A 15,950-nucleotide genomic window follows, 5' to 3' on the forward strand; every position below is an offset into this window, starting at 1 on the left:
CAGTCTCCGGTGATTCTTTTTGCACAGTGTTACCGGAAACGAGAAAGCGGATAAGCGCAGAAGCTGACAAGGAGGGGACGATAAATGACATCGCTGCTTTGGAAGCGTGGCTGGCGTTACTCTCGGCGGAAGCGTCCAGGGTTAGTGTTGAACCAACGCTGGAAGGCGCGGCGGAAACTGGCCACATCGGTGTAGCCCAGATCTTCGGCCACTGCCGCGACGGTGTAGTGGGGCAGGCCGAGTAATTGGGCGGCGCGGCGGCTGAGGGTTTGGTCACGCAGTTGCTGAAAACGGGTCTCTTCAAGTTTGAGCTTGCGGATCAGGGTGCGCGGGCTCATGTATAGCTGGTCAGCCACCTGGCTAAGACTGGCTTGGCCGTGGCTCTGGTGTAGTAGGGCCAGTACCTGGTCGCTGACAGTCCCGCGGTTGCGTAGTGCCTCCTGGCGGGCTTCACATTGCTCGATGGCGATCCACAGCAGGTCTCGATCGTGGCTGGGCAAGGGTTCATCGCCGTAGTGGGCGGGCAACTTGATAGCGGCGCAGGGCGCATCGAAGACCAGCCGCGTGCCGGGGAACGTTTCTGCGTAACGGTCCGCGTAGCTGGGCGCAGGGTAATTAAAGTGTACTTCGCCATCGCTAATGGGGCTGCCACGCAGCACTACATGGCAGGCAAACACAGACGCAATGGCGGATTCGGTTAAGAACTGCACGATGTCGTCGAATGGGTAGGCAAATTCCTGGCGCAGGCTAATGGTGTGCGGGGTTTCCTCAAAAATGTTGGTGAAGACCTGTGTGCGCGTGTTGATAAAACGGGCAAACAGCTGCATGGCATCGCGCAGGGTGGGGCTGGCCATGGCCGCCATGCCCATGGGGCCGTGCATGGCGGGCAGGGCACGCAGGCCGGTTTGCAGGCCGATATCCGGCCGGTCACTGAGTTGGCGGGCATTAGCGATTAGCTGGTGAGCACCGGGCCAGTCGATAAAGCCGTCGCTGTGTTGCAGGGTGTCCACGTCCACGCCGGTATTGGCCACCAGCTTTTCCAGGCCAGCCTGATCCAGCCCCAGGGTCTGGGCGATCATGCGGCAGTAAGTCAGGGCCAGGTCCGGGGTCATGACGGAGTATCCTGGGTGTCGGGCGGCGTGGTCATATAGCCGGCGACCATGCGAGTCAGCTCGGTGGCCAGCTCATCCTCGCGCATTAATCCGTTGTGCTGGCTGATATGGCGGACCATGGTGAATAGCACACTGTTGGTCACAATAAACACCCGCACCTCCAGATTGCGAATCGGGTAGTCCCGATAGTGGCGCAGGAAGTAGAGCCTGGCCAGATCCATGAAATGCTGCTGCAAAGTATCTACCACCCGGTCGGTGGGCAGCCGGTGCCAGTTGCGGACCAGCTCCAGATAAAGCCCGTCGCGGGAATGGAGCACGGCAAAACCGAAACGAATGGCGCTACCGACCATGGCGTCCATGTCCACGTTGTCCAGTAGCGGCAGGCGCTTCAATCCCGTGCCGATGTCGTCCGCGAGACTCTCCATTAGCGCCTCGATGAGGCCGTCTTTATCCCCGAAATACTGATATAGCGACCCCACGCTGACCCCGGCCACCTCGGCGATCCGTGCGGTGGTCGTGTTATCCAGGCCCTGTTGCTGAATGACTTTGGCGGTGGCGTCGATCAGTGCCTTTACCAATTCCCGGGACCGCTGTTGCTGGGGACGTTTACGCATGGGGATCTCTGAGCGCTGTTTTGATGGACTGGGTTAAAATGCGAATTGAATACGAATACATATTCGCATTATGTTTCTGGCCAATACAAGTAACCACATCGTGGAGGCCGAGATGACGGTTCAGGCTCATATTCATGCGATCCCCAGCCGGGCGCGCCCATTCGAGAAAACCCAGCAAGCCACACCGGCGTTGCTGCGCAAGCTGCTGGGCCGCGATCTGGCGCCCAGTCAGCAGGAATACGCCGGCGTGGTGGAGGCGCTCAATGTGGGCGATCCGGACATGGATGCGTTAGTGGATTGGATGGTGGCGTTTGGCCCCCGCGAGGCTCGTGCTCTGTTCGAAACCGCCATTACTGAGGGGCTGGCCGCCATTACGGATTGCCCGGAACCATTACGGCTGTTTATCAAAAGCCTGGAAAGGCGCCCGGCCTGGGTGGATTTTGAGCTCATTGATGAAGGTGCGCGTTTTATCCACGCCACCGGGATGACTGCGCCCTATGTACTGCGAGATCTGGCGCTGATGGGGGGGTACTTGCTGTCCGGGTTTAACCAGTCATTGGTACTCACCGGCGCGCTCAATCAGGGCGCGTCACGGCGCATTGCCGAAACCGGAAAATGGTGGATCGATTGCACGGAAGAAGGTGGCCTGAATCGTTTTGGCGCGGGTTTCCGAGGCACTCTGCATGTGCGTTTGGTGCATGCGCTGGTGCGCCGCAACTTGGCCAGCCGGGAGGAGTGGGATGATGCCCAGTGGGGCTTGCCTCTGAGCCAGGTGGACATGGTGGCCACCTATCTGGGCTTCTGTGTGGTGATGCTGGGTGGGCTGCGCAAGATGGGCGTGCCGGTGACGCCGCGCGAATCCCGGGCGGTGATGCACCTTTGGAAGTACACCTGCTGGCTGATGGGGGTGGAAGAAAAGTGGCTGGTGGATCGGGAACAGGACGGCATTGTGTTGCTGCACCACACCCTGATGACCCAGAGCAAACCGGACTGGACCAGCCAGGAGCTGGGCAAGGCTTTGGCCGGTGAGCCGTTGGAGCGCCACTTCCGCCGGTTTGAGTCTTTGCGACGCAAGATCGCCTATCAAAAACACCTGAGTGTTAGCCGTTATTTTCTGAGTGGGGACAAGATGGCGCAGTTGGGCCTGCCCAAGTCGGTGTCGGCTTGGTACCCGCTGGCCACCTTGTTGCCACGGCTGGTGTCGTTCAGTGGCCAGCGTTATCTGCCGGGCCTGCGCCAATGGCAGCAGAAACAGGGGCGTGCTGCCCAGCGCAAGGTGCTGGCGCAAATGTTTGGCGAAACAGAGCAGGATCTTATTCGCCCAAGTACCGACCACCCTGGTCATGCCTGAGGGTAGTGAATCAACAGATCAGCCATAAAGGACAATAGAATGACTGCAGTGCAAACGAAAACCGTTTTTATCACCGGTGCATCCTCCGGTATTGGCTATGCCACGGCACGATTATTTCAGGACAAAGGCTGGAATGTGGTCGCGACCCTGCGCAAACCTGAACAAGCCGAAGCACTGGCCGCGTTGCCGCGTGTGTTGTGTCTGCCCCTTGATGTGAATGATCGCGCCAGCATCCAGGCGGCAGTGGAAAAGGCCATTGCGCACTTTGGCGCTATTGATGTGCTGGTGAATGTGGCGAGCATGGTGGGGCGCGTACCCTTGCCGCTTTACAGCGTTTACAACGCCAGCAAATGGGCGGTGGAAGGTTTTACCGAAGGGCTGGTGTATGAGCTTTGTCCGTTGGGTATCGGAGTGAAAATCATTGAGCCGGGAGCGGTGAATACGGCGTTCTTCGGCCGCTCGGCGGATCGGGATAACCGCACCGGGGTCAGCAGCTACGATCAGTATGCCAAAGCCCAGTTCGGGGTGATGGACAAGACGGGGCCGGGCGGCTCTAGCCCGGAAGATGCGGCGAAGGTGATCTACAAGGCCGCCAACGATAGCAGTAATCGCCTGCGCTATAGCGTGGGTGCGGATGCGCGCATGTTGCTACTGGCGCGCCGTCTGCTGCCGGAAACGCTGTTCCGCGCCATGATTCGCATGAGCCTGTCGGAAAAGGCGTTCAACAGTGTGGGCAAACTGCTCTACAAGTCCTGATCATTTATGCGGTCTGGTTGCGTGTTGCGTGCAGCGTGCAGCGTGTGGCGGCCGCAGAGCAGCAAAAAAAATGGCCGTCGGGGGTGACGGCCTTAAGGGGGGAAATCAACGGGTCCATGCGGGCCCGGGGGTATAACCACAGAGTGAGCGCAATGTGATTCGGTGGCTGAAGCGGGTTTCTCTTCAGCGATGGACTCAGTGTAGGGCGTGTCCGCCGAACAACCCACGGGAATGGCTCGACCGGTTTGATCAGATTTATTGATCAATAGGCAGAGCAGGGAGATTCAAGGGAGACTCCGGTCATGCGTGTTACGCGGAGCGGATAGAGCCGGTTTTTTTAAGTGTTGAATGAAAGCGTCAATCGTCGGGCGTGCTGCGCCTAGCGGTTGCCCGTGTTGCGGTTCTTGATTTAGATCAGAGATTTGCGCATGTGGTGTCGGGGCAGGCGTACGCCGTCGCGTTCGGCGTCTTCCTGCCCTTCACTGGTGAACCCCATGAAGTGGAAAAAATCGTGGGCGGTGAGGCTGGCGTGGGCTGTGAGTTCGGGGACACCTTCCACTCGCGCGCCGTCTTCCAGGTGCTGGTAGAGCAGCGTGGCGATGCCCACGCGGCTGGCATCCGGGTGCACGAAGACCATGTTGATATAACCACCGACCCGATGGGCAAAGCCCACCAGTGCGTCTTCCCATTCGGCCACCACCGCTTCCCCTTCACTGAGCGCGGAGATCAGACTTTCGTGGCTTTGCGCCCGGCTCCAGGCATCCCGTTGTTGCTGGTCGTATTGGTCGGCGGCGCTGATCTGGATGGCTTGGCGAAAGACACCGAGCAGTTCGCCCAAATCTGCGCTTTCCAGTGGGCGAATCTGAAAGGGTAAGAACAGGGCTAGCGGATCGTCAATGGGGGCGGCGGTGTGTATGTCGCTGTCTGTCGGGGGCGGCGGTTGCGGTGTGGTCACGCCGGCAGGCACAGCGGGCCGATGGGAACGGCGGAACAGTCGTTGTAGCCATTGCCCAATCATGGCGCAGTACCTGCCTGGTTAGCGGGGACGGGCGTTTGCTTGGAGTCCTTCATTGTCTGGATCTGGGCACGCAGAGCGTCCAGGTATTGTTCCTGCTGATCCAGCAGTTCGCGGGTGGTTTCCTGTTGGGCTTGCAGCTCGCGGGTTCGTGCTTCCAGTTCCTGTTGTTCGCGCAGGCGGGCGTCGCGCTGTTCTGCGTTCAACAGTGCACCGTCATTGGCGGGCGATTGGGCAATGGCATGGCCGCCCAGCACGCAGAGAAAAAGAGTGAATACGATACGCACGGAGTTCCCCGAAACTCGGTGTGGAAGAAAGCCAGCATAGCAAAAACCGGGGGCGGGGGGCTACGAGCTACGAGCGATCGGCGAAGCCGCTGTAGGAGCCCCGCTTGAGGGGCGAATCTTGCGAAGAGAAGTATAGCCTGAAGGGCGATCAGGGCTGCTGCGGCTCGATAGAATCCCGGAAAAGATTGTGGCGACAATTGGATTTTTGTCGCCTCGCGCGGCTCGGGTCGCCCCTCAAGCGGGGCTCCTACAGTTGCGTAGGTCGGCTTAGACGCGAAGCGGCGTAAGCCGACAATTGGGAGGCTGGAACGCAGGGTGTCGGATTACGCCTTCGGCTAATGCGGCCTACGGTGGGTACTGTTCGGTTCGCCCCTCAAGTGGGGCTCCTACAGGTAAGAAGGGCGAAGGTGGTGGGTACAATAAATGCAAAAGGCCGCGTCCGTTTCCGGGCGCGGCCTCTTGGTTTGGTGCAAACAACACGGTTTTCCGCGTTGTTGCCTGTTGCGTGCTGCATGAAGCGTGCAGCGTTTCTCGTCTACTTCATCATCTGCCGTAGCACATAATGCAGGATGCCGCCGTTCTTGTAGTACTGCACTTCTGCTGCGGTATCCAGGCGGGAAACGGCGTCTACTTTTTGCTCCTTGCCGTCGCGCCGGAAGACCACGGTGATGGTGTCCCCGGGTTTCAGGTTGTTGTCCAGATCCGGGATATCCACTTCTTCACTGCCATCCAGGTTCAGCGTTTTGCGGTCGGTGCCTTGCGGGAATTGCAGCGGCAGCACGCCCATGCCGATCAGGTTGGAGCGGTGAATCCGTTCGTAGCTCTCGGCAATCACCGCCTTGGCGCCCAACAAAGTGGTGCCTTTGGCCGCCCAGTCACGGCTGGAGCCGGTGCCGTATTCCTTCCCGGCGACTACCACGGTGGGGATCCCATCTTTTTGGTAGCGCATGGCCGCGCCGTAGATGGAAATTTGCTCACCTCCGGGCAGGTGCTTGGTAAAGCCACCTTCGATGTCCGGGGTCATTTCGTTACGGATGCGGATGTTGGCAAAAGTGCCGCGCATCATCACTTCGTGATTCCCCCGGCGTGAGCCGTAAGAGTTGAAGTCGATGGGCTCCACGTCATGTCCTTGCAAGTAGTGGCCAGCGGGGGAGTCTGCCTTGATGGCCCCGGCCGGGGAGATGTGGTCGGTGGTGATGGAGTCGCCCAGCATGGCCAGAATGCGCGCATTCTTTACAGGCAGCACATCGTCCACCTCGGCGGTGAGCCCGTCGAAGAAGGGCGGGTTCTGGATGTAGGTGGAGCTGCTGTCCCAGTCGTAGGTTTGCGAATCCGGGATCGGCAGGCTTTGCCAGATTTCATCACCTTCGAACACACTGGCGTATTGGTCGTGGAACATGCCGCTGTTGATCTTCAGCAGCTCTGCCTGAATTTCCTCGGAGCTGGGCCAGATGTCTTTCAGGTAGACCGCGTTGCCGTCCTTGTCATTGCCGAGCGAGTCGGAATCCAGATCGATCTTCACGGTGCCGGCCAGGGCATAGGCCACGACCAGCGGCGGTGAGGCCAGCCAGTTGGTGCGCACGCTCTGGTGCACCCGGCCTTCGAAGTTCCGGTTACCGGACAGCACGGATGCCACCACTAGATCGCCATCGGAAATGGCCTTGTCGATTTCTTCCGGTAGCGGGCCGGAGTTACCGATGCAGGTGGTACAGCCGTAGCCCACCAGGTCAAAACCGATATCGTTAAGCGGTTTTTGCAGGCCAGTCACGTCGAGATAATCGGTGACCACCTTGGAACCGGGGGCCAGCGAGGTTTTCACCCAAGGCTTGCGGTTCATGCCTTTTTCGGCGGCCTTTTTCGCCACCAGACCGGCGGCCAGCATGACACTGGGGTTGGAGGTGTTGGTGCAGGAGGTGATGGCGGCAATCACCACGTCGCCGTGACTCATGTGGTGTTTCTTGCCGTCGATGACCACGGGAACATCGCCACCGCTGGGCTCGTGGTTGCCCACGGCGGTTTGGCCACCTTCGCCTTCCAGGTTGCTGATTTCCTCATCATTGAGTTTCAGCGTATCGGTAACTACGTCGATAAAGGTGCGCTTGACCGAAGTCAGGGGCACCCGGTCCTGCGGCCGCTTCGGGCCGGCCAGGCTGGGCACCACATCGTTTAGGTCCAGCTCCATCACATCGGTGAATTCCGGGTCTGGATCGCTGCTGGAACGCCACAGGCCCTGGGCCTTGCAGTAGGCTTCCACCAGCGCAATGGTGTCCGCGTCGCGGCCCGTTAGCTCCATGTACTCGGTGGTGCGTTCGTCGATGGGAAAGAAGCCACAGGTGGCGCCGTATTCTGGCGCCATGTTGGCGATGGTGGCCCGGTCGGCCAAGGTCAGGTCGGCCAGGCCGTCGCCGAAGAATTCCACGAACTTGCCCACCACGCCGTGGCGACGCAGCATTTCGGTGACGGTGAGTACCAGGTCGGTGGCGGTGATGCCTTCGAGCAGTTTGCCGGTGATCTTGAAGCCGACGACTTCGGGAATCAGCATGGCGATGGGCTGGCCGAGCATGGCGGCTTCCGCTTCGATGCCGCCCACGCCCCAGCCCAGTACGCCCAGGCCATTGATCATGGTGGTGTGGGAATCGGTGCCCACCAGGGTGTCCGGGTAGGCGTAGGTATTGCCGTCGTCAGATTCGGACGACCAAACGCCCTTGGCCAGATACTCCAGGTTCACCTGGTGACAAATACCGGTGCCCGGCGGCACCACGCGGAAGTTGTCGAAGGCTTTCTGGCCCCAGCGCAGGAACTGGTAACGTTCCCGGTTGCGCTGGTATTCGATTTCTACGTTCTCTTCGAAGGCCTGCGGATTGCCGAACTTGTCTACCATTACCGAGTGGTCGATGACCAGATCCACCGGTGTCAGTGGATTAATGCGGCCCGGATCGCCCCCGGCTTTTTTGATGGCATCGCGCATGGCGGCCAGATCGACGACCCCGGGGACGCCGGTGAAATCCTGCATCAGTACCCGGGCCGGGCGGTAGTTGATTTCCTTGTCGGAGCGTTTTTGTTCCAGCCAGCGCATTACGGCTTCGATGTCGGCGCTGGTAACGCTGTCACCGTCTTCAAAGCGAAGCAGGTTTTCAAGAAGGACTTTGAGGGAAAAGGGGAGTTTGCTGAGATCGCCCCAGCCTTTGTCGGCGACCGTATTGATATCAAAGTAATGATAGGTCTTGCCGTTGGCTTCCAGCGTTTTTTTGCTGTTCAGGGTGTCCTGGCCAATCCGTGTCACTACACACCTCCTGGGCTCTGATTGGAGTCCCTCGCGGGCGGATAGAAAGGCCGCCAACGTGGAACACGGGCGCAGGATCAGTACAGCATTGCCACAAACCTAGGCACTGATGACCCTGCGTTATGACGTTAAGTCATTTCATACTACGCCCTTATGGCGGGGACATGAAACTGCCGGCCATGGTCTTTGTCGATATTCGTGATCGGGAATGTAAATGCTTGTTGAATAAAGAGGTTTTTGGTGTTTTGGCTTTGTTGGGTCGAGGCGCTAAAGGGCGATCTGGCTCCTGCAGGTGGTGACTGTGTCAGCGGTTGAGTGTGTCCTGCCAGAGAAGCCAGAGCCGGGTATCCAGTTCCAGCTGATGGTAGTTCGGTGCCATGTGCGAGCAGAGTTGATAAAACGCCTTGTTGTGGTCGGTTTCTTTGAAGTGGGCCAGTTCGTGGACCACGATCATGCGCAGAAAAGCCTCCGGCGCCGCCTTGAACTGGCTGGCGATACGCAGGCTGTTATGACTGCGCAATTTGTTGCCGTGAATGCGGGTTTGCCGGGTATGCATGCCCAGCGCCTGGCTGAGAGTCTTCAGCTTGGCGTCGTAATTGGCCTTGCCCAGCGGCGGCGCCTTACGCAGGTATTGTTGTTTCAAGGTGTTAGCGTACTGGAACAGGGCCTTGTCGCCTTGAATGTCATGCTTGTCGGGGTAGCGCTGTTGCAGGTAGTCACCTAGTTGGCCTTGGTTCAGCAGGGCTTTGGCTTGTTGCTGAATTTGCTCAGGGTACCCTGTGAGGTAATGCAAAGAGGACATAGGCTGGTGAGGGTCTCTGGCCTGAGTTTGGGCGTTAGTGCCAATGTGATGGGGGGCTAACGCGGGTATGATCCGCTTTCTTTTTACAATGGACAATCCCATGTCGTCATCCCAGGACTCTGATTATCCTCGCCGAGGGAATGCATTTTCTCGCCGTCTTGCCAGTGGTTTTTTGCGTCTGGCGGGTTGGCGGGTGACTAATGACATGCCGGCGGTGCCTAAAGCCGTGATTATTGGCGGCCCGCATACGTCTAACTGGGATGGTATCTATACCTTGGCTGCCATGATGCAGCTGGGCTTGGATGCTCACGTGATGATCAAGGACAGTGCCTTCAAGGGGCCGTTTGGCGCAATGCTTCGCTGGATGGGAGCCTTGCCCATTGCCCGGCAGAAGGCGGGTGGTGTGGTTGAGCAGACCGTGGAACAGTTCAATAGCCGTGACAAGCTGGTGATGGTTGTCGCTCCTGAAGGGACTCGCGGTGGGGCAACGCAGTGGAAAACCGGTTTTTACCGAATCGCGCAGCAGGCGGGTGTGCCGATTGTGGTGGCCACAGCGGATTACCGTAAAAAGGAAATTACCTTTGCCCGCGTGATTGAGCCGTGTGGAGATGTGGAGAAGGATCTGGCCGAAATTTTTGAATGCTATGCAGCCATTCATCCGCGTCATCCGGATAAATTATCTGCGCCGTTAAAAGCCATTCGAGATAGAAATAGCAACATTTGAGGCAGGGTGCCCGTTGCGTGTTGCATGCTGCGTGAAGCGTATCGCGGCCGCGGAGCGGCTAGGGCCTGTTAACACTACCGAGATGACACCTGTTGAGTCCCAAAAGCCGTCAATCTAGGCATGAGGAGTGAAGTTTGGTGGTTCCAAATGAGTGACGAATAACGACGAGTGACGGCTTTTGGGGCTCAACCCGAAGGGCTGGTCCCTTTTCCCGCCCAGCAGAGCCATCCGCTGTTTATGTAGAATGACTACACGGCACACCGGCTGACACCACTGGACGAAAAAATGCATCCAGCAGGCGTTATCTCGGTAGTGTTAACAGGCCCTAAGAACCCTCCCTTTGCAGGGAGGGGGTGTTGCACTCCCCTCCGATGATGCTGGAGAGGAGGGAGGGGGGAAGATCAGTTACAGGCGCTAGCGTTCGTATAGCTGCTATCCACCACATTATTGATCCACTGATCCATCAGCGCGGTGGCTTCGCCATGGGCAACGCTGCGGGCAATCGGTGGCATCATCTTCTGCGGATCATCTTCTGCACTGAGACGGCAAGAGACGATGGAACTGCCCGCGCTGCCGGGTACCAGTACATGCTGGCGTCCACAGGAGCCGCCGCCGGTGGCCGTGGGCTTCTTGCACACCCCGTAGCTGGCGTTCACATCACGGAAGTGATCCAGGTAATAACCCGTGTTGGACGCGGCGCCCTTGTCGTTGTGGCAATGCTGACAGTTCACTTCCAGGTAGGCACGCACCCGGCTTTCGATATCCGCCGCTGAGTTGGCGGTTTCACCGCTGTCACCGGGCACATTCCAGCGTGGCAGATGCTCAATGTTGGTGGCCACTCCATTGCTGATGGTCAACTCCGGCACGCCGGTCAGGATCCCTAGATCTTTCCACTGCTTGATCTGGTTTACCGCCGGGAAACCGGCCTGGCCGCTGGTTCCCATGAAAGCGGATTCCGCTTTGTAGGCACGGTTCAGGTTACGGGGTTTCGGACCGATGGGCGCGCTGCCAGCCGGCTGGTCATCATTGGCGTGACAGGTAACACACTGGTTGCCGTTAGGGATGGTGTAGCCGTCGGTGCTGCCGGTGAGCAGGGTGTTGGAATCCGCATCACGGTAATGCCAGGCAACCGAGGCGCTGCCACCGTTCATTGCCAGACGGGCGACTTGCTTGCCGTCTTCTTCTGCCCAGATGTAGGGCAGACCAACCCAGACAGCGCTGTCCTGGCTGTTCTTGCGTTTGATCAACAGACGGGTTTCTACTGGCACTTCCGTGCCCTGGCTTTCATCGGTGAAGGCAAAGGTTTTGGCAATCACGGTACCTTCCGGGAACACGATGCTGCCGTTGACGTTGTTACCGTCCTGGCCGTCGCTATACACCGCTTGCTCGCCGGGCGGCACAAACACGACCCGGTATTTTGTGGAGTAGTCGGAGAACAGTTTGGTGTTCAGCACAAAGGGCTGGCCGCTCTCGTTCGGTGTGCTACGTGGGTCTTCAGCATCCGCAAACAGGTTGTACTGATCCAGTGTCGGGCAGTTGTAGTTCAGTGCTTCGCGGTTGATCTCGCCGTCTGCAACGTCAGCGCTACAGTAGAACTCGACAACCTCATCCGACGGTGCAGGGTCGAATTCGCCGCTGGGCTCGAAGGGCGGAATTTCTACCCGTGGCAGTGACGCCAGGGTGGTACCGAAACGGGCCTGGCAATCATGCTCGGACATGTCCGTGTCGGAGGCGATATTCAGTAACCCTTCAATAGCCCCTTTGATGCCTGCAGGATTGAGAATGGAGAAGTCCTGCTCGGCAATGGCCAGTACCACTTCCAAACCATCGGTGCCGTGGAAGTTCAGGTAGGGGGCGCTGTCACTGTTCAGGTCGTTATCGTGAATACAGGTGCCCCATTCTGGCAGGATGCGGTCGCCACTTTCGTTGAATTTGTAGGCGTTGTAATGGCAGCTGGGGTTTGGATGCTCATTGGTATGAATGGGCTTGCCGCTATCCCACATGGGAACCGGATCGCCGTTGTTGTCTACCGGGTAGGGGCAATCTTCGTCCAGGTCGTCGCGAAGCCCATCCCAAACAATGTGAGCCCCTTTGCCCAGATTCAGTAGGTTAGGTAGGCTGGCCAACACTTCCAGAAGGTTGGGAGACAGTTCAGGCAGGTTTTTCAGGCCTATCAGGGTCGGCAGCACACTTTCTACTTCGCCGTTGGCCAGTTTTTCCAGGTCCGGTGGGGGCAGGTCGTAACCGGAGTTCTTCATCACATTGTTATGGATGTGCAGACCTTCGGTATAGGGGTCGATTTTTTTATCGGCGGTATTGTCCTTGCCATCAATCAACTCATAGCTTGCGTGGATGACGGCGGCAGTGCTGTGATCCTCAAAGGTGTTGTTGAGGACCTCAATATTGTCGTAGCCCAAGGTAATAAGTCCGGTGCCACGAGGTACAACGGACACCAGGCCGCTGTGGGCAAAGTTGTAGGTATTATTGTTGCGAGCCACGTTGTTGATCATCACCGAGGTATCACCGTAACGGGTGATGTTTTCCAGGTCGTAGATCAGGAAAGCGCCGGTATTACATTCAGAAAGGTTGTTGTCGTACTCGCCACCTTGAACGTTTTCGATTTCAAAACCCATGACGTTATAAGCGGCACGGCTGTTACGAATGATGGCGGTGTTGGTCTGGCCAACATAGATGCCTGCATCGCTGGCGCCGATGGATTCACTGTCTTCTACCAGAATGTTCTCTGACTCTACCGGGTAGATACCGTAGCGACCGCTGGCGGAGCTGGGGGTGTAATCCGGGCTGGAATCGCCCTCGTTGTAGGGGGGCGCGGTACAGGACACATGGATCTTTTCCGCGTAGTTATCTGCGGTGATCGGTTCGCCGCCACCGGACCACATGGCACGTACGCCACGCAGGGTGCCCCACTTTACGCTCTTCAATTTGAAGGCGTCGCCGGGGGAATCGAGGATGGTCAGGTCTTCCACGGTAATGCCGCGTATGTTCAGGGCTTCCAGACCGGTCACGTTGACACTGTCTTTGAACGACAGAATGGTTTCGTCTTTGCCGCAACCTTTAATCAGTACATCTTCGGTGGCCTGGATCAAGATGCCCTGGTCCAGTTCGAAGTAGCCGCACTCGAATTGCAGGGTGTCTTTTGGACGCAGCTGGACCATGGCGTTGACCATGTCTTCGGTGGCGTCTTCACCGGGGCTGATGAGGAACGTTCGGCCAACGGTATCGGGGGGCGTGGTGTCGCCACCGTCACCGCCATCCCCTCCATCATCGCCGCCGTCACCACCGTCATCCCCTCCATCGCCGCCATTGTCGGGATTGTTGGGTGTGGCGGAATTATTGGCCGGTGATGAGCCGCCGCCGTCACCGCCGCAGGCGGTGAGTACCAGAGTGACCGCCAGGGCGATGGCAGGCCAGAGTCGGTTCATGTTCATGATAGGTTCCCCGTTGTCGTTTATTGTTACTGCTGCCTGAAAGGTTGCATTTTTCATGTGGAGGTATGGCCGCTATTGCTCGGCCTGCTCCAGTCGTTCCCACATCCGTATGTATGCTTCCGCCGAGGTGAACAGCTGGTTCACCGCGTCATCAATTTCTTCCTGCGGACGATCACTGTTGAGCATCATGTCGGCGATCTGGTCCGCATAGAGTCCGTAGTGCGCCACGCCCCGGCCTTCGTAGAGGCTGAAGGCGTGATCCCCAGTAACTTGTTTGTCGAATTGCACACGGCCATCCACCGAGGTGAAGGGGTACAAGGTGTCTTCTTGGTCGGGTGTGCCTGGGTTGCCTGCCAGGTTTGCAATGCCATTTACGTCTGAGGCAAAGGGGGCGCCGCCGAATGGGCCTACCATGAAGTCCGGGTCGCGGGGCCGGTTGCCATCGCGGGTTAGTTGATCTACCCAGTTGCTGCGTACGCTGCCGAAGGACGCGGTAACCCCCCCTTGGCTGGCGATGCGATCACGAAGGACTTCGGTGCCGGTCCAGTCGCCATGGCTGTTAATGATTGGGTAATCTCGCATTTGTGTGATGTCGAGAATTTGAGTGGCGGCTTTGCGGCTGATGTGGTCGATTTCGATCATCATGCCGCGGCGAGTCAGTTCTTCGATCAGGAAGAAGCCCAGGTCGGTGAGGCCGCGGGTATTACACAGGTGATCGGTGCCGCGTCGCAGATCGAAATCGGCCAGTTCTTCGGGGCTAGCAGGGAAGCGGTCTGCCAGATAGTCCAGTTGAAACAGGAGCTGATCAAGAAGGCCGAAAGGCTGGAAAGGGTTGTCCAGTTCGACCTCATGATCGTCATGGCCCTGGCATTCCTCAAATTCCACCAGATGACCTGTTTCCAGCAAGTTGCCGGCATACAATACTGTGCCGATGCCAACGCCTTCAGACAGATCTGGTAAATGGCCGGCGAAAGCGTTATCGAATTTGTGGACAGGGAACAGGCTGCGCACATCCATTGCTTCGAGCTTATCCAGTTGCTCTACAATTTCGTCTCGCGTGCATTCCGGTGCATTGATGAATTCCCCACAGTTAAGGGCTTTGGATGCTTCCACTCCAAGAATGACGGCCATTTTCCCGTCGCCAATGACTTGGCGAGCCTGTGCCGGGTCGGTAACGATGCGGAACCAGCCTTTGCCTGGGCCGCCGTTCTGGGCATCGATGTAATCCTGCATACGATGCATCTGGTCAGCCTGCATTTCGATGGCTGACATGGTGTCGCAGTCATTCTGTTTTTGCGGGTTGATCTGGCAAAGAATTTCGTTGTGTACCAGGTGGTTGACGAGAATTTTCATGCCGGCAAGGTGCGCACGCTCAATCCATTTGTAGTAGCTCTGGTGGTGCTGCAAAGAGTTGTTGCGTGGCCAGTATGGATAGTCTGGCCAGCCCCGGGTTTCGTGGGGACCGGGATTGCTGGTGACTTGTTCGATCAGGCCGGTCAGTCCCTGGGGGCCATGGTTTTCCGCGCAATCGTGCAGGGCGTGGTCGACGCCGAATTTGTGGAAGGGGTCGCCGTAATTCACCCGCCCGCCGATAAATTCGTAGGCGGAAATATGGCTGTGAGCATCCACGAAACCGAAGATGTCGTCATCATCCAGGCCGTCCACATTCTGGAATCGGGGCACTTCGGTCAGGTAATTGGCCGGGCCGTTATCGGTGATGTCCGCGTTGAGCTCGGCTTCCGGGTAGTCGCTGCATCCTTCACTGGCAGCCAGAGTGAAGCGGTTGTTGTCAGACTCCAGTTGCGGGGAAGTGAGGGTCAGGCCGTCGTCGCCGGCGGTGAGTAGCAGGCCGGTCACGTTGGAGGCCAGAGTAAAGGTGTCGCCGAGGCTTTCGCCCAATTCCCGCAACAGGCCACCGAGGGGAGCGACCGGGTCCAGCACCAGATTCAATGTGTCGCCAAGCCCGGAGACCAGATAACTCAGTTCCCCCACAAAATTGCCACCCTGATCAAGGAACTCCCCGGCGGGATCGCTGATGCCGAGCAGTTGTTTGCTGCCGGCGCTGCCCGGATCACGGTGGTAACTGGAAAGCAGCAGGTAACGTCCCAGGTCGGTGGGTTTCATGGTGAAGGCGGTGGCATTACCTGCGTCTTCGGTGAGGCTGTAGCCGTCGTCGTTGCTGCTCAGAAAGTGCTCCTGGCTTTGCAGGGTGTAACAGCCATTGGCGAACTGGTAGCGGTTCAGGGGTTCCGGTTCCGGTTCTGGCTCAGGGGTCGGATCTGGTATTTCCGGCTCCCGAGGGGTTTCCGGAATAGTGGGGGAATCGTTGGCCACCGCCGGTGCGCTGCTTCCTCCACCGCCTCCACCGCAGGCAGCGAGCAGGCTGGCACTGAGCAGTAAGGCCAGCGGGAGCCGGTGAGAGATAAAGGCGGGAGCCTGGCTGAGTGGATACATCGCTAACCCCTTGGCGGTGCCTGCAGTGGCACTGTTCTTGTTTGTGCAATGATCAGGTGCCGTGCGACTGACTGGCACGATAGTACACATTGATTGGTACAAG

General features: G+C 58.2%; 11 protein-coding genes. 3 read left to right on the forward strand and 8 right to left on the reverse strand.

Translation table 11 applies throughout. The features are described 5' to 3' along the window. Positions 1-116: 116 nt before the first annotated feature. Both ABNH18_RS01085 and ABNH18_RS01090 read right to left on the reverse strand, forming a co-directional pair. Complete coding sequence (locus ABNH18_RS01085; RefSeq protein ID WP_349381038.1) at positions 117-1,112, reverse strand: AraC family transcriptional regulator; 996 nt, start codon at positions 1,110-1,112, stop codon at positions 117-119. After that, the gene (locus ABNH18_RS01090) at positions 1,109-1,726 is read right to left on the reverse strand and encodes a TetR/AcrR family transcriptional regulator (protein WP_349381039.1); all 618 of its coding nucleotides are present in this window, start codon (positions 1,724-1,726) and stop codon (positions 1,109-1,111) included. The genes ABNH18_RS01085 and ABNH18_RS01090 overlap by 4 nt, the downstream gene beginning before the upstream one ends. Positions 1,727-1,838: 112 nt before the next feature. On the opposite strand from ABNH18_RS01090, the gene ABNH18_RS01095 reads away from it, so the two are divergent. Beyond that, the gene (locus tag ABNH18_RS01095) at positions 1,839-3,077 is read left to right on the forward strand and encodes an oxygenase MpaB family protein (protein WP_349381040.1); all 1,239 of its coding nucleotides are present in this window, start codon (positions 1,839-1,841) and stop codon (positions 3,075-3,077) included. A 39-nt stretch (positions 3,078-3,116) separates the two neighbouring features. Continuing rightward, a complete protein-coding gene (locus ABNH18_RS01100; RefSeq protein ID WP_349381041.1) occupies positions 3,117-3,833 on the forward strand; it encodes an SDR family NAD(P)-dependent oxidoreductase in 717 nt (238 codons plus the stop codon). Positions 3,834-4,242: 409 nt separating this feature from the next. Here the strand turns inward: ABNH18_RS01100 and ABNH18_RS01105 are convergent, their stop codons facing one another. The 4 genes from ABNH18_RS01105 to ABNH18_RS01120 form a co-directional block, all read right to left on the reverse strand. Next, positions 4,243-4,851 (reverse strand): GNAT family N-acetyltransferase, encoded by a 609-nt coding sequence (locus tag ABNH18_RS01105; protein ID WP_349381042.1) that lies wholly within the window; start codon positions 4,849-4,851, stop codon positions 4,243-4,245. Continuing rightward, entirely contained in the window at positions 4,848-5,135 is a 288-nt protein-coding gene (locus ABNH18_RS01110; RefSeq protein ID WP_349381043.1) for a hypothetical protein, read from the reverse strand. Before ABNH18_RS01110 ends, ABNH18_RS01105 begins: the two co-directional genes overlap by 4 nt. A gap of 535 nt (positions 5,136-5,670) precedes the next feature. Further along, complete coding sequence (gene acnA, locus ABNH18_RS01115) at positions 5,671-8,418, reverse strand: aconitate hydratase AcnA (RefSeq protein ID WP_349381044.1); 2,748 nt, start codon at positions 8,416-8,418, stop codon at positions 5,671-5,673. 304 nt (positions 8,419-8,722) lie between these two features. Continuing rightward, positions 8,723-9,220, reverse strand: a complete 498-nt coding sequence (locus ABNH18_RS01120; protein ID WP_502876769.1) for a M48 metallopeptidase family protein — start codon at positions 9,218-9,220, stop codon at positions 8,723-8,725. Between the two features lie 100 nt (positions 9,221-9,320). On the opposite strand from ABNH18_RS01120, the gene ABNH18_RS01125 reads away from it, so the two are divergent. After that, positions 9,321-9,944, forward strand: coding sequence for a lysophospholipid acyltransferase family protein (locus ABNH18_RS01125; RefSeq protein WP_349381046.1), 624 nt, complete (start codon positions 9,321-9,323; stop codon positions 9,942-9,944). Positions 9,945-10,345: 401 nt separating this feature from the next. Here ABNH18_RS01125 and ABNH18_RS01130 read toward each other — a convergent pair whose 3' ends face one another. Together ABNH18_RS01130 and ABNH18_RS01135 are read right to left on the reverse strand one after the other, a co-directional pair. Then, positions 10,346-13,393 carry a parallel beta-helix domain-containing protein gene (locus ABNH18_RS01130; protein WP_349381047.1) on the reverse strand — a complete coding sequence of 1,016 codons (3,048 nt, stop codon included), beginning with the start codon at positions 13,391-13,393 and terminating at the stop codon, positions 10,346-10,348. A 72-nt stretch (positions 13,394-13,465) separates the two neighbouring features. Further along, complete coding sequence (locus tag ABNH18_RS01135) at positions 13,466-15,847, reverse strand: hypothetical protein (protein WP_349381048.1); 2,382 nt, start codon at positions 15,845-15,847, stop codon at positions 13,466-13,468. Between the last annotated feature and the right edge of the window lie 103 nt (positions 15,848-15,950).

The sequence above is a fragment of the Alcanivorax sp. genome (genome assembly GCF_040118815.1).
In the GTDB taxonomy this organism is placed as follows: domain Bacteria; phylum Pseudomonadota; class Gammaproteobacteria; order Pseudomonadales; family Alcanivoracaceae; genus Alcanivorax.

What these genes read in the sequence shown, in the direction of transcription:
- ABNH18_RS01105 (WP_349381042.1), bottom strand. Translation starts at nt 4,851, where the DNA reads ATGATTGGGCAATGGCTACAACGACTGTTCCGCCGTTCCCATCGGCCC.
- ABNH18_RS01100 (WP_349381041.1), top strand. Translation starts at nt 3,117, where the DNA reads ATGACTGCAGTGCAAACGAAAACCGTTTTTATCACCGGTGCATCCTCC.
- ABNH18_RS01130 (WP_349381047.1), bottom strand. Translation starts at nt 13,393, where the DNA reads ATGAACATGAACCGACTCTGGCCTGCCATCGCCCTGGCGGTCACTCTG.
- ABNH18_RS01120 (WP_502876769.1), bottom strand. Translation starts at nt 9,220, where the DNA reads ATGTCCTCTTTGCATTACCTCACAGGGTACCCTGAGCAAATTCAGCAA.
- ABNH18_RS01135 (WP_349381048.1), bottom strand. Translation starts at nt 15,847, where the DNA reads ATGTATCCACTCAGCCAGGCTCCCGCCTTTATCTCTCACCGGCTCCCG.
- ABNH18_RS01125 (WP_349381046.1), top strand. Translation starts at nt 9,321, where the DNA reads ATGTCGTCATCCCAGGACTCTGATTATCCTCGCCGAGGGAATGCATTT.
- ABNH18_RS01095 (WP_349381040.1), top strand. Translation starts at nt 1,839, where the DNA reads ATGACGGTTCAGGCTCATATTCATGCGATCCCCAGCCGGGCGCGCCCA.
- ABNH18_RS01090 (WP_349381039.1), bottom strand. Translation starts at nt 1,726, where the DNA reads ATGCGTAAACGTCCCCAGCAACAGCGGTCCCGGGAATTGGTAAAGGCA.
- ABNH18_RS01085 (WP_349381038.1), bottom strand. Translation starts at nt 1,112, where the DNA reads ATGACCCCGGACCTGGCCCTGACTTACTGCCGCATGATCGCCCAGACC.